Origin of the sequence: Dermatophilus congolensis (assembly GCF_900187045.1) — a bacterium.
GTDB lineage: Bacteria > Actinomycetota > Actinomycetes > Actinomycetales > Dermatophilaceae > Dermatophilus > Dermatophilus congolensis.
The window spans coordinates 1,467,464-1,484,945 of record NZ_LT906453.1; the positions used below are offsets into that span (position 1 = coordinate 1,467,464).

The window sequence follows — 17,482 nt, forward strand, 5'->3', positions numbered from 1 at the left end:
GCCGGATGTGCTCCTGGGGGTGGCAGTCGCAGTGCTTGGGCCCCCTTTTGCTGTCGTTTTCCAGCCTGCACTGTGGGTGACAGTGCTCGTGTTCGCAGTATTCGTTGCCCTCGTGCCTGTGATTGCTATGCGCAGGAAACGGGCAACTCTGTGCGTTGCGGCGGGGCTGGCAGCAGCAGCTGTGCTTATGGCGATAACGCCGGTGATGTCACTGCACATTGGGCTCGTGGTGGCGGTCACTGTGCACTCGGCTGCGGCTCGTCTTTCGTCCAGGTGGATGTGGGTGACCCTCAGCCTTGTCGCCTCAATGGTTGTCATCGCCGTGGCTTTTCGACCCCACACTCCCGCTCTGATCATCGGCGCTGTGGTCACCCTGGCCATAGCGGCGGTCGCTGCGCTGACAGGGTTACTCAACCGGCGAGAACGTGAACATAACGAACAGCTTCTGGCCCTACAGCGTTCTGAAGAGCGAGCAGCTGTTGCGCGCGAACTGCACGATATCGTCGCCCATTCGTTGGGCGTCATTGCTGTGCAGGCAGAAGGCGCCCGGTACGCCGGGGGCGACAATCGCCAGCTTGAACAGGAAACTCTCGAACGGGTCGCTGCTATTGCACGCACATCTTTACGCCGAGTTCGTGAGTTGGTTGTGGCGCTGCGCTCGCAGGATGAGCAACTGGCTTTGATTCAGGATGGTTTTGACCAGATCGCGGAGGTTATTCGAAACATCCAGGCAGCTGGCCTAGAGATCTCCGCCGCGTTGCCGCAACCGTGGCCAGAGGCCGACATGCTGGTCCAGGTGACTGTTAATCGCATCCTCACCGAGGGGTTAAGTAATGCCGTGCGCCACGGTTGCGGGCCAGCAAGCCTCGATGTGCGGGTACTGGGGGAAATGATGGTGATTGAAATCTGTAACCCCTGTAGCCGGTCATCGAAAGAATCCGGTATGGGGCTGGCGGGGCTACAAGAAAGGGCACAGTTGATCGGGGGGCGCTTGAACAGTGCCCCGGACCCCACAGGTGAGATGTGGCTGCTCACTGCGGAGATTCCGCTGTCATGACCGTAATCAAGGTTGGGCTCGTCGATGATCAAGAGCTGTTCACTAGCGGTTTGGCGTTGATCGTCGATTCTCAAAAAGACCTTGCGGCGTGTTGGCAGGCACGGAACGGGCGAGAAGCTTTGGACTGCCAGGCTGCGACACGGGCGGACGTGACCCTTATGGATGTGCGGATGCCTGTGATGAACGGACTGCAAGCAATCAAGCGATGGTTTGGCGGCCGCGTGATCGTGCTAACCACCTTCGATGACGAGGACTACTTGACTGAAGCCTTGGCACACGGGGCCAGTGGTTTTCTTGTTAAAGATTCTGCCCCCAGAGACATTCTGGCTGCGGTGCGCACCGTGCACGCTGGTGATGCAGTCATTTCCCCACGCTCAACACGTCAACTCCTTGCTCGGGTTCAGCCTGTCCTGCGTTCCTCAACTGGTGTCGCGCAGGCTACGCAACGGGTTGGATTGACGGCACGTGAAGTGGAGGTGCTGACGCTAGTGGCGTCGGGGCTTAGTAACGCTGAGATCGCCGAAAAGCTCTGGATTTCTCTACCAACGGTCAAAACACATGTGAGTCAGGTCTTTCACAAAACGGGTAGTCGGGATCGTGTGCAAGCTGTTCTGTGGGCCTGTGCGCATGGGGTGATCACCCGAGACAAGCTCTTGAAAGAACTCATGCTTGCGACTGATGTGCCGCTCTAGCTCCCGGATCAATATGACAGGGAGGGAATTTCGGCAACTAGGCACATCGGAGAAGCAGCCATGAGCAGTGATTTAAAGGTTCAGCCCCACGCAGACCGCGCCGCAGGCAGATACGCCCAGGCAGCAATCCGAACCCATTCTCTAACAAAGGAGTACCGGGGTATCCCTGTCGTGGACCGCGTATCCATCACGGTGCCTGAACAGAGCGTTTACGGTTTCCTCGGCCTGAATGGGGCAGGCAAGTCCACGACGATGAAAATGCTGCTTGGCCTGATCAGGATTTCGTGTGGCCAGGCCACCGTGCTGGGGCGTGACATTCGTGCAGGTCGTGCAGAGATTCTGGCCGCAACTGGTTCGCTAATCGAGGGCCCGTCCTTTTACGGGCATCTGACCGGGGCGCAGAACATGGAAATTGTTCGACGAGTTCGCGGGGCACGGTCGGACATTTACGGGCTGCTTGCCTACCTCGGCTTGGAAAAAGCTCGCGACAAGAAAGTACGCGAGTACTCGTTGGGAATGAAACAGCGTTTGGGAATCGCGATGGCTCTGATTGCCGAGCCCCGACTGCTTATTCTCGATGAGCCCACTAACGGTCTGGATCCGGCTGGCATTCACGAGATTCGTGAGATGATCCGGCGTTTCCCAGCTGATCACGGTCTTACGGTGCTGATGAGCAGTCACATTCTCAGTGAGGTGCAGCAGGTCGCTGACAACATCGGCATCATCCACCGTGGCCGTCTGGTCTTCGAAGGGCCGCTAGAGGCATTGCGTGGCGCCTCGCAACTGCGGCTTCGGACTAACAATGACAGTCTCGCCCACGCCTATCTGCGTGCGAATGGGGCCCCGCTGCAGCCGGACTCTTTGACATTGCCGTGGCTGGATGACGTAACAGTGGCCACGATGGTGCGCGACCTGCTTAGACAGGGGATCGACGTATATCGCGTAGAGGGATATGAGGAGACGCTAGAAGATGTGTTCCTGCGCATCACAGGTGAGGCGCAGGAGGGGCAGTGGTGATGATCTCCGTTGAACTGATGAAGTGGCGGGGCCGTCACATTTTATTGATCAGCGGGCTGCTGACTCTTGCGCTGCTGGCATGGGCAGGCATGGTGATTGTCAAGCTGCAACGGGCCCCATCAACTCCCGCGGCCGGCAAAGTGGCAGCGAGTACGGTGCAGACCGGTACTCAACTGATGTCGTTGCTGTTGCCAGTGATGGTGGCAATCATTGCCTCTCGTATCGTCTCGATCGAGCACGATGACCGAATGCTTCAGATGCTGCGCAGCCTTGGGTGCTCCTCCTGGCAGAGCGCGGTGAGTAAAACCATGCTGACATGGGGGTTGGTGTCCGGTTTCCTGGGCATCTATTGGGTGCTGGTGTGCCTGATCGGCAGTGTCTTTGACGCTGGCCCTGCCTTGGTGCAGCTGCTGTCTGTGCTGTCCTGCCTGGTTATTGCGGCCGCAGCCCTCTCAGCGGTTCACCTTGGCCTTGGAATGGCATTCGAGAACCAGTGGGTCACTTTGGGTGCAGGAATCATCGGTGGCTTGTTCGGTAGTGCCTCGCTGCTGATGCCTCCGGTAGTGGCTGCCCTTACCCCATGGACTCTTATCGGTGGTGCATCTTCGGTCCGGTTGACCATGATCGATGGGCACGCCCAGTACGTTCATGTGTCATCAGTGGTGCCATTGCTCATCGGGCTGGCGGGTGTGCCTCTGTGGTGGGGAGTTTCTGCTGCGCTTGTCGTCTGGAAGGCAGAAGAGCAGTGACTACGTCAGCCGCTGCGATGTGGAGCACCGAGATGACCAAGATGAGAGGTTTGCTCGCCTATTTCGTTTCGTTAGCTGTGTTTGCTGCCTTCAACATGGCAGGAGCAGCCGTCCACTACAACAACAACCGAGTCCTCTTCGAGGCGCAGACAGTCACCTACCGTGTGCTATGGGGACAGTCGGGAGTCATATACGCCTACCTATTTCTGCCTATCGCGCTCGCGGCCTGGGTGGCGATGGCAGTCAAGGTTGAACATGATGACCGCAATCTGCAGCGCATGGCCGGGTATGCGGCCCTGTGCCGGCACGTGTTGCTCGGCAAGCTGTTAGCAATCGCTGTGATGGCTGTGATCGGGACTGTCATCTATTGGGTGGCCATGGCTGTGACCGGGCTGATGCTGGGTTTTGGTCTCAACGGCGAGCTGGGGACAACTTTGCTGGCCGCTCTGTCTGGAGCTTTGGGGGCCGCTGCGGTCATGACAGTGCTGCTCTACGTTGCCATGCGAGCGCGGAGTTTCGTCACCCCCGTGGCAGTGGGGGGTGCTGGTTCGATGGTTGGGCTGGTGCTTGTTCTTGTGGCGCGGCCTCTAGCGCTGTTCTGGCCGTTCTGCCTACCTGGCAATCTAATGTTCGTGCGTTCGGCTGGGCAGGTCTGTCTGGCTGAGGCGGTTGGTAACGTGGCGATGGCGTTGCTGTGGATGGCAGCTGCGATTGCTGTGCTGGTAGCGCACCTGAGGCGGCGAGAATTCTAAGCCGCAGAGTAAGCGTGGCTAGAGGTGCTGTGCTGTGTGAGAGGGAAGGGGGAGGCGGTGGATCCGTATGCGACGTTCCGCCCGGTGCGGGGCAGGTGGGTTCCGGTGGTTGTTTCGGTGATCGTTTTTGCCTCGTTCACGTTCGCAGCGATAACGATTCAAGGTGCGGAATGGAAGCTGGTAGATCGCCTGTTTGTGTTCGCGTTGGGGGCGGGGATTGCGTGGTTTTGCTCACGGTTTGTTGGGGTGCGAGCCGTGCCTACGGAACAGGGGCTCATGGTGCGGAACCTGTTCCGTAAGCGGCGGTTTGAGTGGACGGAGATTCTGCGGGTCCAGTTCGGTGGGGGAGGGCCCTGGGCGTACCTGGATGTCATGGATGGGGAGGTTTTGGAAACGGTGGCTGTGATGGCGATCCAGAAAGCTGATGGTGCCAAAGCAATCAAAGAAGCCTCTCGCCTGTCTGCCTTGGTGCAGTTTCACTCCAGTGCTGAACCACACCGGGGCGCCCCAGAGGCGTAACGGCTCGCGCGGCCAGCTCCGCTAGGTTCAGGCACATGGATGCCTGAATAGTTAAAAGGCTGTGTGTGCCAGCCGATGGGTCGATTGTGACTCGTACAAAGCGTATTCCTTCCCGTTCCCACGCCCACACGATCCGACGCCTCGCGGTCTCAGTCGCTGCGGCAGCTGTGCTGTTGCCGATGTCAGCTCCCGCGCACGCCGCCACCCGAGACACCGTAAGCCGCCCCAGCAGTGGCGGCTTTGTTATTTCTGGGCAAGGGTTCGGTCACGGCCGCGGAATGAGCCAGTGGGGCGCATACGGCGCAGCAACCGCTGGGCTTAACTGGAGCCGGATCTTGGACTTCTACTACCCGGGCACCGTGCGCTCCAAGCTGCCTGAAAGCACAATGCGTGTCTGGCTGAGCGCAGATAACGATGGCGACACCCGCATCGCACCGGCACGCGGAATGTCCCTCACTGTAGGAGCAACCCGCAGAGCACTCCCATCGGGTAACGGATACCGGGCATGGCGCGCAATCCGCTCCGGTAAAACCCTCAACGTCCAGTACCTCAACAACGCAAACACCTGGCGGCCGTACACCACAACCACGGGGTCAGCTGTCGTCTTTGCCACAAACTCAGGACTCGTGGACGTTCTCCTGCCGGGCGGAAACGTCAAACGAGTACGCGGGTCGGTCTCTGCCGTCAGTGACCGCGCCGCCACCTCGGGGATGCGCACCGTCCTGAACTCCAGCATGGAGTCCTACCTGCGCAGCGTCGTCCCCAACGAAATGCCCGCCTCCTGGCACCCGAATGCTCTGGCTGCGCAAACGGTCGCTGCCCGCACCTACGCGGCCGCATACCGCACTAACCAACGAGCCAGGAAAGCTACCTGGGATATCTGCGACACCACCACCTGCCAGGTTTTCAAAGGCGTAGCAAACACCAGCAGGTGGGGAACCCGCACGCCTGGCGAATACGCCTCCACCGACGCCGCGATCAAAGCCACAACGGGAACGGTGCTACGCACCCGAAATAAAAACTTCGCTTTCACTGAATTCTCTGCCAGCAATGGCGGATGGACCGTCGAAGGTGGCCCGTATTACCAGGTAGCAAAAGCAGACCCATACGACGGTCGAATGAAAAACCCGAACTCCAGCTGGTCTGTCACGATCTCTCCCGCGAAAATGGACGCAGCATTCGGAGTGGGGACGGTCCGGTCGCTGCGGATCACACAACGCGATGGGCACGGCGCTCGCGGTGGGCGTGTGTTGAGTGTTCTGGTCTCTGGGTCGCGGGGAACGAAGACTGTTTCTGGGGATTCGTTCCGATGGGCGCTTAGGTTGCGTTCTGATTGGGTGTCGTTCGCTGGGTGATATTTCTCAGTGGGTTAGATGTTGCTGCCGGGAGTGCGTCATGTGGGGCGCTCCCGGCAGTGGTGTTACAGGTGGTGCAGGTTGGCTCGTTCGATTGTGGCGAGCCTGTTGAGGTCTTCTGTGGTGTCGCTGGTGACGATGGAGCCCCCTGCCGCTAGGACTGAGGCTATGAGGGTGAGTGCCTGCATCCGGGATGTGTCTGCTGACAGGGGCAGCAGGAGTCGTTCTGGTGAGTGGGGGCTGATGAGGTCGTTGTAGGTGACTTCGTAGCCGCGGTCGGAGCAGGCGGGGTCGTGGGGGTCGGCGCTGGTGGCTAGGTCTGCGCTGTCGGGGTAGGAGGAGATTTCTGCGGCTTCGTCGAGTGCGCCGGCGAGGTCGCGCTCGAAGCTGCGCGCTAGGGGGGCGGTGGAGACGGCGATTGTGTCCAGGGGGAGCTGTGTCCACTTGGTGGGACGGTCAGTGATAGCTAAAAGGGGGGTCCCAGTTGAGGTTGTGGCGGTGGCTGGGTCGGTTTCGGGGTCGATGATGTGTAGGTGTGCTCCGCATGCCCAGGTTGCCAGGGCCCAGTAGAGGGTGCGCCAATGTCCTGCGGGCAGGTCGAGTGCGATGACGTCCAGGGGTTGGGGGTCGTATTCGGTGCGAAGTAGGTTTGTGGCTTTTGCTACCCAGTTGCCCAGGACGCGTCCGGACAGTTCGATTCGTCCCCAGGAGTCGTAGCGGGTGATACGTGGGGCGGTGGGGTCGGTGGTGAGGGTGTTGAGGAAGCGGTGGGTGTCAAACACGATGGTCAGCCTAGGTGAGGTTGGGTGTGCTTGGTGTGGATGGGGTCAGGTGCCTGCTGTGTGTGGCAACTGAGTGGGGTGGAGATGGTGGTTGGGATTCGTGAGTCAAGGGATCGCAAAATCTCTGTAAGCCGCGCACAAAGTGGGGTCTGTGTGATTGGTGTGCCTGGTGGTGGTTTTGTGGATGGAATGGGGTGTTGTTTTTTGTGGAGTCGTTGTGAAAGTGGTGATGGAGTTCCTGGTCAAGGGTTCTTTCTAGGAATTGCTAGATACCCGATTCGGTGATTGAAAAACTTTATTTGCACTTATGACCAAGACGTTTGTTTTGGACGAGTGTGCAGGTCCAATTATCAAATTCGAGCTTGACGGCTGCATTCGACACGCGTGTAATTTCGTTGTCGTTGCTTCACTGATGCATCCGAAGTTTGGGTGCCGGGGAACACGTTCTGGCAGTAGGTATTTCCGAAGTTGATCAGTGGGTTGTGAATGCTTCCGGGAATGCCCGTTTATGTGGATATTAAGGCGCGAGCTCGTATAGGACCTCGGGCTAGGAGGCGTTTTAAATGAATGAGCTGCAGCTGGTTGTCGAAGAGCTAATGGTTGAGGAGACTGAGCTCTCGTGGCAGGACCGCGCATTGTGTGCCCAAACCGATCCTGAGGCATTCTTTCCCGAGAAGGGTGGATCGACACGCGAGGCTAAGCGCGTCTGCACCGGGTGTGAAGTCCGAGCCGAATGTTTGGAATATGCGCTCGAAAATGATGAGCGTTTTGGAATTTGGGGTGGTTTGTCAGAGCGGGAGCGCAGGAAACTGCGCAAGCGTGCAGTGGTGTGATGTGTTTTTACTTTCCCCTTGGTGGTGAAAGTTAGTCCCAGTCACGGGGACGGTTGGGATCCAAGGTGAGCGGATCCATGCCGAGTGCGTCGGCGACTTGGTCTACGACGAGATCGAATACCACGTAGCGCAGGTCGTCGGGGGATTCTAGGCCGGTTTCGATGGGGCGGCGGTACAGAACGATCTTGCCGGGCAGTGACTGTTCTGGCGGGAATAGTCGAGATAAGGGAACTCGTTGCTCTTCCCATGGGTTAGGGTCGGACGGAGGAACGAGTTCTACTGCAATCTCGAGGTTTTCGATATGTCCGCCGAGTCGGCGTTCAATGCGTTCGAGAGCGTCGAGGACAGCTTCGTCGAAGCGGTCGGAACGAGATTTCATTGCTGGCACTGCGGGCCAGGCGAGCGGCCCGCGGATACCGCGTCCGCGGCGGTCGCGACGACGCGGTGTGTGAGGGCCGGTTGCGTTCATAGGACATGACGATACGGCGTGGTGAGCGTGGTCGGTTGTTTGAGGGGGTTTAAAGTCGAAATCGTGCCTTCCATGCGACGTTGTACCCGGACCGCGTGTGGGCGGCGGGCGGTGGCCACGCTGACCTACAACTACGCCGACTCCACGGCGGTGCTTGGCGCGTTGTCTACCTACGCCGAGCCACACAGTTACGACCTGTGCCCCAAACATGCTGAGCGGCTGACAGCTCCGCAGGGCTGGGAGGTCGTACGGCTTATCGATGATTTTGAAAGCCTTCCTGACCCAACGGATGACCTGACGGCTGTTGCGGACGCTGTTCGGGATGCGGATGTGTGGGAGCAGGCGACGCGACACGCGGCGCAGGAGGAGCGCGCGTTGTCACGCTATGGCCGTTCGCGCCGTGACGTTGCGGTAGGGGGCGAGCCGTTAACGTCGAGGACTCCTCGTCTTCGTGTGCTTCGAGACAGCGACGTTCCGGACTCCGGCCGTTAGGCTGTGACCGTGAGCTCCCGTAATCTTTCCGATTTCATCAAGGCATATGACGTCCGCGGTTTGGTGCCCTCTCAGTTGGATGCCGGGGTTGCGCGGGCAATCGGTTCTGCTTTCGCGCAGGTGGTGGCGCGTCCGGATGGGGCTTCTTCTGTAGTTGTTGGGCACGATATGCGCCCGTCGTCGCCTGAGTTGAGTCAGGCTTTTGCTGAGGGCGTGGCAGCTCAGGGCCTGGATGTGGTGATTATTGGCCTGTGCTCTACCGACGGTTTGTATTTTGCGAGCGGGTCGATGGGGTTGCCGGGGGCGATGTTTACAGCTAGCCATAACCCGGCGGAGTACAACGGGATCAAGTTGTGCCGTTCTGGTGCCCGTCCGGTGGGGCAGGACACGGGGTTGGCGCGGATTACTGAGGTTGCGCAGCGGATTGTGGATGGGGTGAGCCCGTTGGCTCCGGAGGGGATCGCTCCGGGGGCGATTGGTACACGGGAGACTGTGGAGGACTACGCCCGGTGCGTGCGTGATCTTGTTCCTTTGGGTGATATTCGTCATCTGAAGGTGGTGGTGGATGCGGGGAACGGCATGGGGGGGTTCACGGTTCCGGCAGTGCTGGAGGGGCTGCCTTTGGATGTTGTTCCGTTGTATTTCGAGTTGGATGGGACGTTCCCGAACCATGAGGCTAATCCGCTAGATCCGAAAAACTTGGTGGATCTGCAGAAAGCTGTCGTGGAGCATCGAGCCGATGTGGGGTTGGCGTTTGATGGGGACGCGGATCGGTGTTTTGTGGTGGATGAGAAGGGCAATCCGGTTTCGGCGTCGGTGATCACTGCTTTGGTGGCGGATCGGGAGATTGCTAAAGAGGTCGCGCGGGGTGTTGATCCTTCGGATATCACTGTCGTGTACAACGTGATTTCGTCGCATGTTGTTCGTGAGGTGGTCAGCGAGGCTGGCGCGAAGGGGTTGCGCACTCGGGTGGGGCATTCGTTTATTAAGGCGCAGATGGCTGAGCATGATGCGGTGTTTGGGGGGGAGCATTCAGCGCACTATTACTACCGGGATTTCTGGTTCGCGGACACGGGCATGTTGTCGGCGTTGCATGTGTTAGCTGCGTTGGGGTCGCAGAGTGAGCCGTTGTCGGCGATGGTTGAGCCGTACGTGCGGTATGTGCCTTCTGGGGAGATCAATTCCACGGTGTCTTCGGTTGAGGATGCGGTGCAGCGGGTGTGCGAGTGGGCGCAGGAGCGTCCGGTAACGGTTGACCGTTTGGATGGCATTACGGTGGAGAGCACGAGCACGGATGCGCCTATGTGGTGGTTTAACCTGCGCCCGAGCAATACGGAGCCGTTGTTGCGGCTGAATGTTGAAGCTGCGGATGTGGCAACGATGGAGAAAATTCGGGATGAGGTTCTCGGGATCGTGCGTGCGTGAGGCTGTGCCGTACCGGCAGGCTGCACACAGATCTGGCAGGATCAAGGAACGCGTTGTCCGTGCGCCCAGAGCCCGGGCTACAGCTACCGTTCCTCGTTGGGGAACGAGATTCAAGGAGATAGAGAATGAGCACCACCGGTATCGAGCCTTGGCTGCGCGAGATTTTGCGTTGCCCTGTGACGCAGAGTGAGTTGGTTGACGGCACTGGGCCTGATGGGCAGCCTGAGCTGCAGGCGAAGGACGCCGACGCTCAGGGGCGCCGTCGTGCTTACCGTGTTGAGGGTGGCGTTCCTGTCCTCATTCCGGAAGAGGCTCGTTTCATGGACTGACCTCTTTCTGGTTGGTTTTTCGGGGCGTCGCGTGTCCGCTGCGGGGATGCGCGACGCTGTCGTGTATTCGGCGTTGTGTGAGTGTCGTGGTGTTGGTGCGAACTGAGTTCGGGAGGTGGCATGCCGTATATCGATGAGGGTTGTCTCGATGACGCGGGGTGGCTGGCGCAGCAGGATCGGGCTGGGACTTTGCGTGCTTTGGCCAGCGCGGGGGCGCAGGTGCGCGAGGCGCGTTTTCTTGCTGATGAGGCGGGTGTGGAGCGGTTGCGATCGTGGGATCGTCCGCGGTCGGTGTTGGTTGCGTCGGTGGGCGTGTCTGCGGCGGTGGCTGCGGTGTTGGAGATGTTGGCTGAGCCGGCTTCTCCGGTTCCGGTGACGGCGCGCCGGAATGTGCCGTTGCCGGGGTGGGTTGGGGCCTTGGATTTGGTGGTGGCGGTGTCGTTGTCGGGGCGGTCGCCGGGGGCGTTGGCGTTGGCTGCGGAGGCTGCGCGTCGGGGTGCGTCGTTGTTGACGGTGGGTGCTGTTGATTCACCGTTGGAGGCAGTGACGAGGCAGGCTCGTGGCGTGCATGTGGGGGTTGGTCTTGGTCGGGTTTCGTCGCGTACGTCGTTGTGGTCGTTGTTGACTCCTGTGTTGATGGGGGCTCATCGGCTTGGGTTGGTGTCGGTTCCAGATAGTGATTTGGATGCTGCGATTGCGCGTTTGGATGAGGTGGCTGAGGCTGCTCGTCCGAGTTCGGAGTCGTTTGTTAATCCGGCGAAGTCGTTGGCGTTGGGGTTGTCCGAGTGTGTGCCAACTGTGTTGGGGGATAGTCCGTTGAATGGGGTTGCTGCGCAGCGAGCAGCGTCAATGTTTTCGCGAACTGCGCGGATTCCAACCACTTTTGGGGAGATCCCGGATATGGCTTCGCAAGTGGTGGCTACGTTTGATGGGCCTTTCACTGCTGGTGGGGGCCAGGGGGCGGGTGTGAGTGCGGCGGATGACATTTTTGCTGATCCGTATTTGGACGGCCCGGCCCAGCCGCGGTTGGGGTTGTTGATGTTGCGGGAGCCGAATCAGCCAGCTTCTACTCCTGATGAGGCGCAACGGTTGGCGTTGGTGGATGGGATTGTGGAGACTGCGCAGCAGGCTGGCGTGTCTGTGCATGAGGTTTTTGCTGAGCCGGGGCCAGCGGTGGCGCGTCTTGCTGGACAGATGGCGTTGACGGATTTTGCAGCTACGTATCTTGCGTTGGGTATGGGGGCGGATCCGTCGTTGTCGCGTCATGTGTCGGTGTTGAGGGATTTCACGGGTCGCTGATTGGGTGCTGTTCCGCGGTGTTCTCACGCCTAGTCTGGTGCAATGGCAGATTTCGACCTTGCGATCATTGGTGCTGGTTCGGGTAACAGCCTTGTCACGGACGACTTCGCAGATGCGAAGGTGGCTGTGGTGGAGCGTCACCTGTTTGGTGGTACGTGTCTGAATGTGGGGTGTATCCCTACGAAGATGTTTGTTTATGCGGCGGAGGTCGCGGAGACAGCTCGGTCAGCTGCGCGCTATGGGGTGGATGCGCATGTGGATGGTGTGCGGTGGCGGGATATCCGGGATCGGGTTTTTGGTCGGATTGATCCAATTGAGGAGGGTGGCCGGAAGTATCGGGTAGAGGGCGAGAACACGACTGCGTTTTTGGGTAGTGCGCGGTTTGTGGGTGATCGTCGTTTGCGGGTGGAGCTGAATGAGGGTGGTTTTAGTGAGTTCACTGCTGATCAGGTGGTGATTGCTGCGGGGGCTCGTCCTCGGGTTCCGTCGGTGATCGCTGATTCGGGGGTGCCTTTCCAGACTTCGGATTCAGTGATGCGTATTGATGAGTTGCCTTCCCGGATTGTGATCATGGGTGGTGGGGTTATTGCTGCCGAGTTTGCGCATGTGTTTTCTGCTTTGGGTGTGCAGGTGGAGGTGGTGATTCGTGGTCCGCGGATGTTGCGTGCGTTTGATGAGGAGTTGTCGCAGCGTTTCACTGAGTCGGTTAAGACGCGCTGGAAGGTGCATGCAGGGGTGGATGTGGTTGCTGCGCATTCGACGTCTGCTGGTGGGGTGGTGTTGACGTTGGATAGTGGTGGCGAAGTTGCTGGCGACATGTTGTTGGTTGCTACGGGCAGGGTTCCGAATTCGGAAGATTTGGATGCTGCTGCTGGTGGGGTGGAGTTGCGTTCAGATGGTCGGGTGCGGGTGGATGAGTTCGGGCGTACTAGTGCTGAAGGTGTGTGGGCGTTGGGGGATATTTCTTCGCCCTTCCAGTTGAAGCATGTGGCTAATGCGGAGGCGAGGGCGGTGGCGCATAACCTCACTCATCCGCAGGATTTGCGGTCGATGCCGCATGAGGTGGTTCCGGCGGCGGTGTTTTCTGACCCGCAGGTGGCGTCGGTGGGTGCATCTGAGGATGAGTTGCGTTCGGCTGGGGTTCGGTATGTGTCGAAGGTGCAGTCGTTTGGTGATACGGCGTATGGGTGGGCTTTGGAGGATTCTGAGTCGTTTTTCAAAGTGCTTGCGGATCCGGCATCGGGGCGGATTTTGGGTGCGCACAGTATGGGGCCGCATTCGTCTACGTTGATTCAGCCGGTTGTGATGGCGATGTCGTTGGGGTTGGATGCGCGGCGTGTGGCGCGTGATCAGTATTGGATTCATCCGGCGTTGGCTGAGGTTGTGGAGAATGCGCTATTGGGCTTGGAGTTTGATAAGTAGCGGATAGTAGCTTCAAATAATCACCCGAATTGATCACTTGCTCAATTCGGGTGATTAATTTTTTAAGCATTTTTGGTAGTGGTGTCGCGCTTTAAACGGTTAAAAATAGTGAGATAGTTGAATTGCCTGGGGGTAAAAGCCGGTGGGGGAGTTGTGAATGTGGCCGGCCTTGGGTATCCGGGCGTGACGGGTCCCCTTATTGCCCTTCGTTGATGCGCAGGGATGTTTAGTAACTGGTGGCCGCCGTCACTGGTTTGCGCTCAATGCTCGAACGGTATTGAGTGCATCTTCGATAAGAAAGGCCACCCATGATTTCGCGGGCTCTGTCTCCTCGCTTCCCGTTTTTTCTCCTTGCGGGCGCTGTGGGCGCGAGCGTTTTTGCTGCTTCTGTTATGTTTCAGGGCGCTGCGTATGCGGCCGTGATTGATGATGCTGTTAAGCGAATTGAAGTTGTGGAATCTTCTGCTTCCCCTGGAAGTGGCGTCACGGTTGTTGTGGACTGGGCGGTTCCGGATGGGGCGCGGCATGGCGATACGTTCACGCTTACGTTGCCGACCATGCTGGTAGCGGATGTTCTTGATGATGTTCATCGGGATGTGAAGGCCCCTGATGGTGCAGTGGTGGCGCGTTATGAAGTTCATGGTCAAACTGTCAATTTCACAATGACAGAGTTTGCTGATGAGTATGTGGGTGTACATGGAACGGCGCGTTTCGGTGTGCGTTTATCACGTTCTGTTGAGCCCGGAAGCAATAGTGCACTTGTTTTTCTTGTGAATGGTGTTGCTTTTTCTCATCAGGATGAGATTGTTGCTGTCGCCCCGCCTGTTAAAGATGATTATTCAGGGGCGGCGACTAAGTGGCAGACCTGGAAGGCTGTTGGGGAAGATAAGCGAGGCCGGATTCAATGGGGGATCACTGGCCCTAGGGTGCCGCATGGAATGGTGACAGCTTCGTATCGGATTGTTGATGAGGCTGGTCCAGGGAAAGCTATTGATTGTTCGTCGCTGACGTTGTGGTCTGGGTCAGCGAATGAGGCGGGGGTCCTCAAAGATGCCAGGTGGGTGCCGGTAAATCTGTATGCGAAGTCTTGTGATGAGAAGTCGGCTAGCGCAGTTGTGACTCCGGATGCGAGTTTGTTTGGCCGTGTCTTGATGTTGATGGGTGGTTCGCGAGTAACGGATCGGACTTTGAGTGCATATCGGAACAGTGGCTACGTCAGCGTGTGGGATACCGCCCCGCTGCGTGTGAGTGACACCCTGCTGGTGGAGGCCACGGGGGAAGGGACTGGCACGCCAGCTGCGGTTCCTTCGGTAACTATCACCAACCCGGCGATCCCGCCTGCTGTGACGGTCACGGTTCCACCTACCCCGCCCACGGTGACGGTGACACCTATTGATCCCAACCCGCAAGAGCGTCCTTCGACACCTTCAACGGGCCCGACAACGGGTGCTCCTGTGAAGCCTATTCAGAATCCACAGGCTTCAGTGACTCCTTCATTGCCTAGCTCGTCCACCTCAAAACCAACGGTGATTTCAGTTGTTAATCGTGGGGTTTCGCAAACGGATGCTTCGCCTTCACGCATTGAGACTGGGCAGCCTGGCGATGGCCCGAATGTGCCGATGCTGGCTGCAGGTGGGGTGTTGGTTGCTAGCTCAGTTGGTGTGTTAGCAGCGGCGTTGCGTTCGATGGTGCGTCGTCGGCGTATCTGATTAAGAAAATGAGCACGAAGCTTCCTGATGCAGGGGTGGGGCGGATACGTAATTTTCTTGTGGCTAGCGGTGCGGTAGGTGGCGTGGTGATGGGGGTTTTGTTGCTTTGGGGAGGGTTGAAAGGTTCTCCTCCGGATGCGGCGCCACTGCCTGACCATACGTTTTCTCTCGCGGCCGAAGATGCTCGTCGTCTTACTGATGTGCGGCACGATGCGCGAGCAACTGGGGTGCATCGGCTCTCAACAATTTCTCCGTCTCGGGTTGTTATTCCCTCGTTGGGGGTGGATGCGCCGGTAGTGGATGTGTCTGTGCATGCAGGAGAGCTTGTTGTTCCTGGTGATGTGAAAGTGGTTGGGCGCTGGGGTGCCGGTGCAGCATTGGGGGCGGATCAGGGAGGCACTCTTCTTGCTGGGCATGTTGATGTCAGGGGGGACTTGGGTGCGTTGCATCAGCTTTCGCGTATTGAGCCGGGCGCTGAGGTGTATACGAGTGATGCTGTTGGGCGAGTGCAGTTTTGGACTGTGACTTCTTTGATTGTTCGCGCGAAAGACCGTTTGCCTTCGTGGCAGGCTAGCGGTCCGCGTCGTCTGATTCTTGTCACCTGCGGGGGGCCGGTTGAACGCAGGGAGGGGCGCTGGAGTTATCGCGACAATGTTCTTGTGACGGCTGTTCCTGCGGCCGTAAAGCGCTGATGTGTTGGTTCTATGGAAATCCCCAGCGTCCTTATTGTGCGGACGCGGGTAGAATGCTTTGCGGAGGTCGGCGTGTGTTCGGCCTGTGAAGCCGCGTGGAACGCGGTTCGTCTTGCAGGGGAGCCCCCCGAGCTTATTGATCGTGTCTGCTTTTGCGGGCGCGTATCCGTCGACCGTGACCGGCCGTCAAGGCCGCACCCATCGGCGTCTGTGCACCAATTGCGTTTATCAACGAAAGAGGAATTCATGACGTTCGACTACAAGATTCGGGACATCAACCTGGCGGCTGCTGGCCGTCACCAGTTGCGTCTGGCGGAGGCCGAGATGCCCGGTCTGATGTCGCTGCGTGAAGAGTATGCCGAGCAGCAGCCTTTGAAGGGCGCCCGTATCGCTGGTTCGTTGCACATGACTGTTCAGACAGCTGTGCTCATTGAAACTTTGACAGCTCTGGGTGCCGAGGTGCGCTGGGCTTCGTGCAACATTTTCTCGACCCAGGACGAGGCTGCCGCTGCTGTTGTCGTCGGCCCGAACGGAACCCCTGAGAACCCTCAGGGTGTACCCGTCTTCGCCTGGAAGGGTGAAACCCTCGAGGAGTACTGGGACTGCGCCGAAGCGATCTTCACCTGGCCTGAGGGCTCCGGGGCGAACATGATCCTTGACGACGGTGGTGACGCCACCATGCTCGTGCACAAGGGACGCGAGTGGGAGCTGGCTGGCGGCGTTCCCCCCACCACTGAGGAAGACTCTGAAGAGTTCACCGTTTTCAAAGCTTTGGTGCGCCGCACCATGGAGCAGAACCCGAACAAGTGGACCGAGATCGCTAAGCAGATTAAGGGTGTCACTGAAGAAACCACGACAGGTGTGCACCGCCTGTACGAATTGGCCCGCAACGGCGAGCTGCTCTTCCCGGCCATGAACGTTAACGACGCGGTCACCAAGAGCAAGTTCGACAACAAGTACGGCTGCCGCCACTCCCTCATTGACGGCATCAACCGCGCCACTGACGTCCTCATCGGCGGTAAGACCGCTTTGGTGTGTGGCTACGGAGACGTCGGTAAGGGCTGTGCTGAGTCGCTGCGTGGACAGGGCGCCCGCGTCATCGTCACCGAGATTGACCCGATCTGTGCGCTGCAGGCCGCGATGGACGGCTACCAGGTTGCACGGTTGAAGGATGTCGTTGACCAGATCGACATCTTCGTCACCACCACGGGCAACAAAGACATCATCATGGCCGAAGACATGGTCAAGATGAAGGACAAGGCCATCGTGGGCAACATCGGCCACTTCGACAACGAGATCGACATGGCTGGCCTGGCCAAGGTGCCTGGTGTCAAGCGCACCGAGATCAAGCCGCAGGTGCACGAGTGGACCTTCCCCGCTGATGGTGAGCGCGGTGAGCGTTCGATCATCATCCTGTCTGAGGGGCGCCTGCTGAACCTGGGTAACGCTACGGGACACCCCAGCTTTGTGATGAGCAACTCTTTCGCTGACCAGACCATCGCTCAGATTGAGCTGTTCACCAAGCCGCAGGAGTACAGCAACGACGTCTACGTGCTGCCTAAGCACCTTGACGAGAAGGTTGCGCGAGCGCACCTGGCTGCGCTGGGTGTTGAGCTGACGGAGCTGACCAAGTCTCAGGCTGACTACATCGGTGTTGACATCGCTGGTCCGTACAAGCCGGACAACTACCGCTACTGATTGTCGGTAGATTCTGTTTTCGGGTGATCCGTGTGTCCACGATCGTGGACACACGGATCACCCGTAGCGGGGTGGAAGTGTGCGCGCCTGGCGCAGTGATTTTCGGGCTGCGGGTAGCATGGCGGCGTTGTGAGAGCCGGTGGGGTGTGTGTCCTATGTGGTGCAGGACCCGCGGTTTTGGCAAGTGGCAT

Annotated in this window: 18 protein-coding genes; 16 read left to right on the top strand and 2 right to left on the bottom strand. The window is 58.8% G+C overall.

Features of this window, described 5'->3' with window-relative positions; translation table 11 throughout:
* Positions 1–283: 283 nt before the first annotated feature.
* From CKV89_RS06265 to CKV89_RS06295, 7 genes are all read left to right on the top strand, one after another.
* On the top strand, positions 284–1,057 hold the full coding sequence (locus CKV89_RS06265) for a sensor histidine kinase (RefSeq protein WP_157728088.1): 774 nt from the start codon (positions 284–286) through the stop codon (positions 1,055–1,057).
* The gene (locus CKV89_RS06270; RefSeq protein ID WP_028327943.1) at positions 1,054–1,749 is read left to right on the top strand and encodes a response regulator; all 696 of its coding nucleotides are present in this window, start codon (positions 1,054–1,056) and stop codon (positions 1,747–1,749) included. The genes CKV89_RS06265 and CKV89_RS06270 overlap by 4 nt, the downstream gene beginning before the upstream one ends.
* A gap of 60 nt (positions 1,750–1,809) precedes the next feature.
* Entirely contained in the window at positions 1,810–2,766 is a 957-nt protein-coding gene (locus CKV89_RS06275) for an ABC transporter ATP-binding protein (RefSeq protein WP_084441422.1), read from the top strand.
* Entirely contained in the window at positions 2,766–3,515 is a 750-nt protein-coding gene (locus CKV89_RS06280; protein ID WP_231935486.1) for an ABC transporter permease, read from the top strand. The genes CKV89_RS06275 and CKV89_RS06280 overlap by 1 nt, the downstream gene beginning before the upstream one ends.
* Positions 3,512–4,267 carry an ABC transporter permease gene (locus tag CKV89_RS06285; protein ID WP_028327940.1) on the top strand — a complete coding sequence of 252 codons (756 nt, stop codon included), beginning with the start codon at positions 3,512–3,514 and terminating at the stop codon, positions 4,265–4,267. Before CKV89_RS06280 ends, CKV89_RS06285 begins: the two co-directional genes overlap by 4 nt.
* Before the next feature lie 36 nt (positions 4,268–4,303).
* Positions 4,304–4,786 (top strand): PH domain-containing protein, encoded by a 483-nt coding sequence (locus tag CKV89_RS12265; RefSeq protein ID WP_028327939.1) that lies wholly within the window; start codon positions 4,304–4,306, stop codon positions 4,784–4,786.
* A gap of 179 nt (positions 4,787–4,965) precedes the next feature.
* Entirely contained in the window at positions 4,966–6,141 is a 1,176-nt protein-coding gene (locus CKV89_RS06295) for a SpoIID/LytB domain-containing protein (RefSeq protein ID WP_051277753.1), read from the top strand.
* A gap of 65 nt (positions 6,142–6,206) precedes the next feature.
* Here the strand turns inward: CKV89_RS06295 and CKV89_RS06300 are convergent, their stop codons facing one another.
* Positions 6,207–6,923 carry a TIGR03089 family protein gene (locus tag CKV89_RS06300; protein WP_051277752.1) on the bottom strand — a complete coding sequence of 239 codons (717 nt, stop codon included), beginning with the start codon at positions 6,921–6,923 and terminating at the stop codon, positions 6,207–6,209.
* A gap of 563 nt (positions 6,924–7,486) precedes the next feature.
* Between CKV89_RS06300 and CKV89_RS06305 the strand changes: the two genes are divergently transcribed.
* Positions 7,487–7,756: a WhiB family transcriptional regulator gene (locus CKV89_RS06305; protein WP_028327938.1), complete on the top strand. Its 270-nt coding sequence runs from the start codon at positions 7,487–7,489 to the stop codon at positions 7,754–7,756.
* A 31-nt stretch (positions 7,757–7,787) separates the two neighbouring features.
* On the opposite strand, the gene CKV89_RS06310 is transcribed toward CKV89_RS06305, so the two are convergent.
* Positions 7,788–8,225, bottom strand: coding sequence for a metallopeptidase family protein (locus CKV89_RS06310; RefSeq protein ID WP_034401654.1), 438 nt, complete (start codon positions 8,223–8,225; stop codon positions 7,788–7,790).
* Positions 8,226–8,288: 63 nt separating this feature from the next.
* Here CKV89_RS06310 and CKV89_RS06315 point away from each other — a divergent pair, with 63 nt between their 5' ends.
* The 8 genes from CKV89_RS06315 to ahcY all read left to right on the top strand — a co-directional run bounded on the left by CKV89_RS06315 (position 8,289) and on the right by ahcY (position 17,291).
* On the top strand, positions 8,289–8,717 hold the full coding sequence (locus CKV89_RS06315; RefSeq protein ID WP_095068594.1) for a DUF3499 domain-containing protein: 429 nt from the start codon (positions 8,289–8,291) through the stop codon (positions 8,715–8,717).
* Between the two features lie 9 nt (positions 8,718–8,726).
* Positions 8,727–10,142, top strand: a complete 1,416-nt coding sequence (locus tag CKV89_RS06320) for a phosphomannomutase/phosphoglucomutase (RefSeq protein WP_028327936.1) — start codon at positions 8,727–8,729, stop codon at positions 10,140–10,142.
* A 125-nt stretch (positions 10,143–10,267) separates the two neighbouring features.
* Positions 10,268–10,471, top strand: coding sequence for a Trm112 family protein (locus CKV89_RS06325; RefSeq protein WP_028327935.1), 204 nt, complete (start codon positions 10,268–10,270; stop codon positions 10,469–10,471).
* Between the two features lie 120 nt (positions 10,472–10,591).
* Complete coding sequence (locus CKV89_RS06330; RefSeq protein WP_034401652.1) at positions 10,592–11,770, top strand: SIS domain-containing protein; 1,179 nt, start codon at positions 10,592–10,594, stop codon at positions 11,768–11,770.
* A 42-nt stretch (positions 11,771–11,812) separates the two neighbouring features.
* Positions 11,813–13,192 (top strand): mycothione reductase, encoded by a 1,380-nt coding sequence (locus CKV89_RS06335; protein WP_034401650.1) that lies wholly within the window; start codon positions 11,813–11,815, stop codon positions 13,190–13,192.
* 392 nt (positions 13,193–13,584) lie between these two features.
* Entirely contained in the window at positions 13,585–14,901 is a 1,317-nt protein-coding gene (locus tag CKV89_RS11825) for an Ig-like domain-containing protein (protein WP_154657719.1), read from the top strand.
* Positions 14,902–14,909: 8 nt separating this feature from the next.
* Positions 14,910–15,593 carry a class F sortase gene (locus CKV89_RS06345; RefSeq protein ID WP_084441419.1) on the top strand — a complete coding sequence of 228 codons (684 nt, stop codon included), beginning with the start codon at positions 14,910–14,912 and terminating at the stop codon, positions 15,591–15,593.
* A 246-nt stretch (positions 15,594–15,839) separates the two neighbouring features.
* Positions 15,840–17,291, top strand: coding sequence for an adenosylhomocysteinase (ahcY, locus tag CKV89_RS06350; protein ID WP_028327926.1), 1,452 nt, complete (start codon positions 15,840–15,842; stop codon positions 17,289–17,291).
* Positions 17,292–17,482 lie beyond the last annotated feature (191 nt).

Coding starts and splice junctions, on each gene's coding strand:
- CKV89_RS06345 (WP_084441419.1), top strand. CDS start 14,910: ATGAGCACGAAGCTTCCTGATGCAGGGGTGGGGCGGATACGTAATTTT.
- ahcY (WP_028327926.1), top strand. CDS start 15,840: ATGACGTTCGACTACAAGATTCGGGACATCAACCTGGCGGCTGCTGGC.
- CKV89_RS06335 (WP_034401650.1), top strand. CDS start 11,813: ATGGCAGATTTCGACCTTGCGATCATTGGTGCTGGTTCGGGTAACAGC.
- CKV89_RS06270 (WP_028327943.1), top strand. CDS start 1,054: ATGACCGTAATCAAGGTTGGGCTCGTCGATGATCAAGAGCTGTTCACT.
- CKV89_RS06330 (WP_034401652.1), top strand. CDS start 10,592: ATGCCGTATATCGATGAGGGTTGTCTCGATGACGCGGGGTGGCTGGCG.
- CKV89_RS06275 (WP_084441422.1), top strand. CDS start 1,810: ATGAGCAGTGATTTAAAGGTTCAGCCCCACGCAGACCGCGCCGCAGGC.
- CKV89_RS06305 (WP_028327938.1), top strand. CDS start 7,487: ATGAATGAGCTGCAGCTGGTTGTCGAAGAGCTAATGGTTGAGGAGACT.
- CKV89_RS11825 (WP_154657719.1), top strand. CDS start 13,585: ATGTTTCAGGGCGCTGCGTATGCGGCCGTGATTGATGATGCTGTTAAG.
- CKV89_RS06310 (WP_034401654.1), bottom strand. CDS start 8,225: ATGAACGCAACCGGCCCTCACACACCGCGTCGTCGCGACCGCCGCGGA.
- CKV89_RS06325 (WP_028327935.1), top strand. CDS start 10,268: ATGAGCACCACCGGTATCGAGCCTTGGCTGCGCGAGATTTTGCGTTGC.
- CKV89_RS06280 (WP_231935486.1), top strand. CDS start 2,766: ATGATCTCCGTTGAACTGATGAAGTGGCGGGGCCGTCACATTTTATTG.
- CKV89_RS06295 (WP_051277753.1), top strand. CDS start 4,966: ATGTCAGCTCCCGCGCACGCCGCCACCCGAGACACCGTAAGCCGCCCC.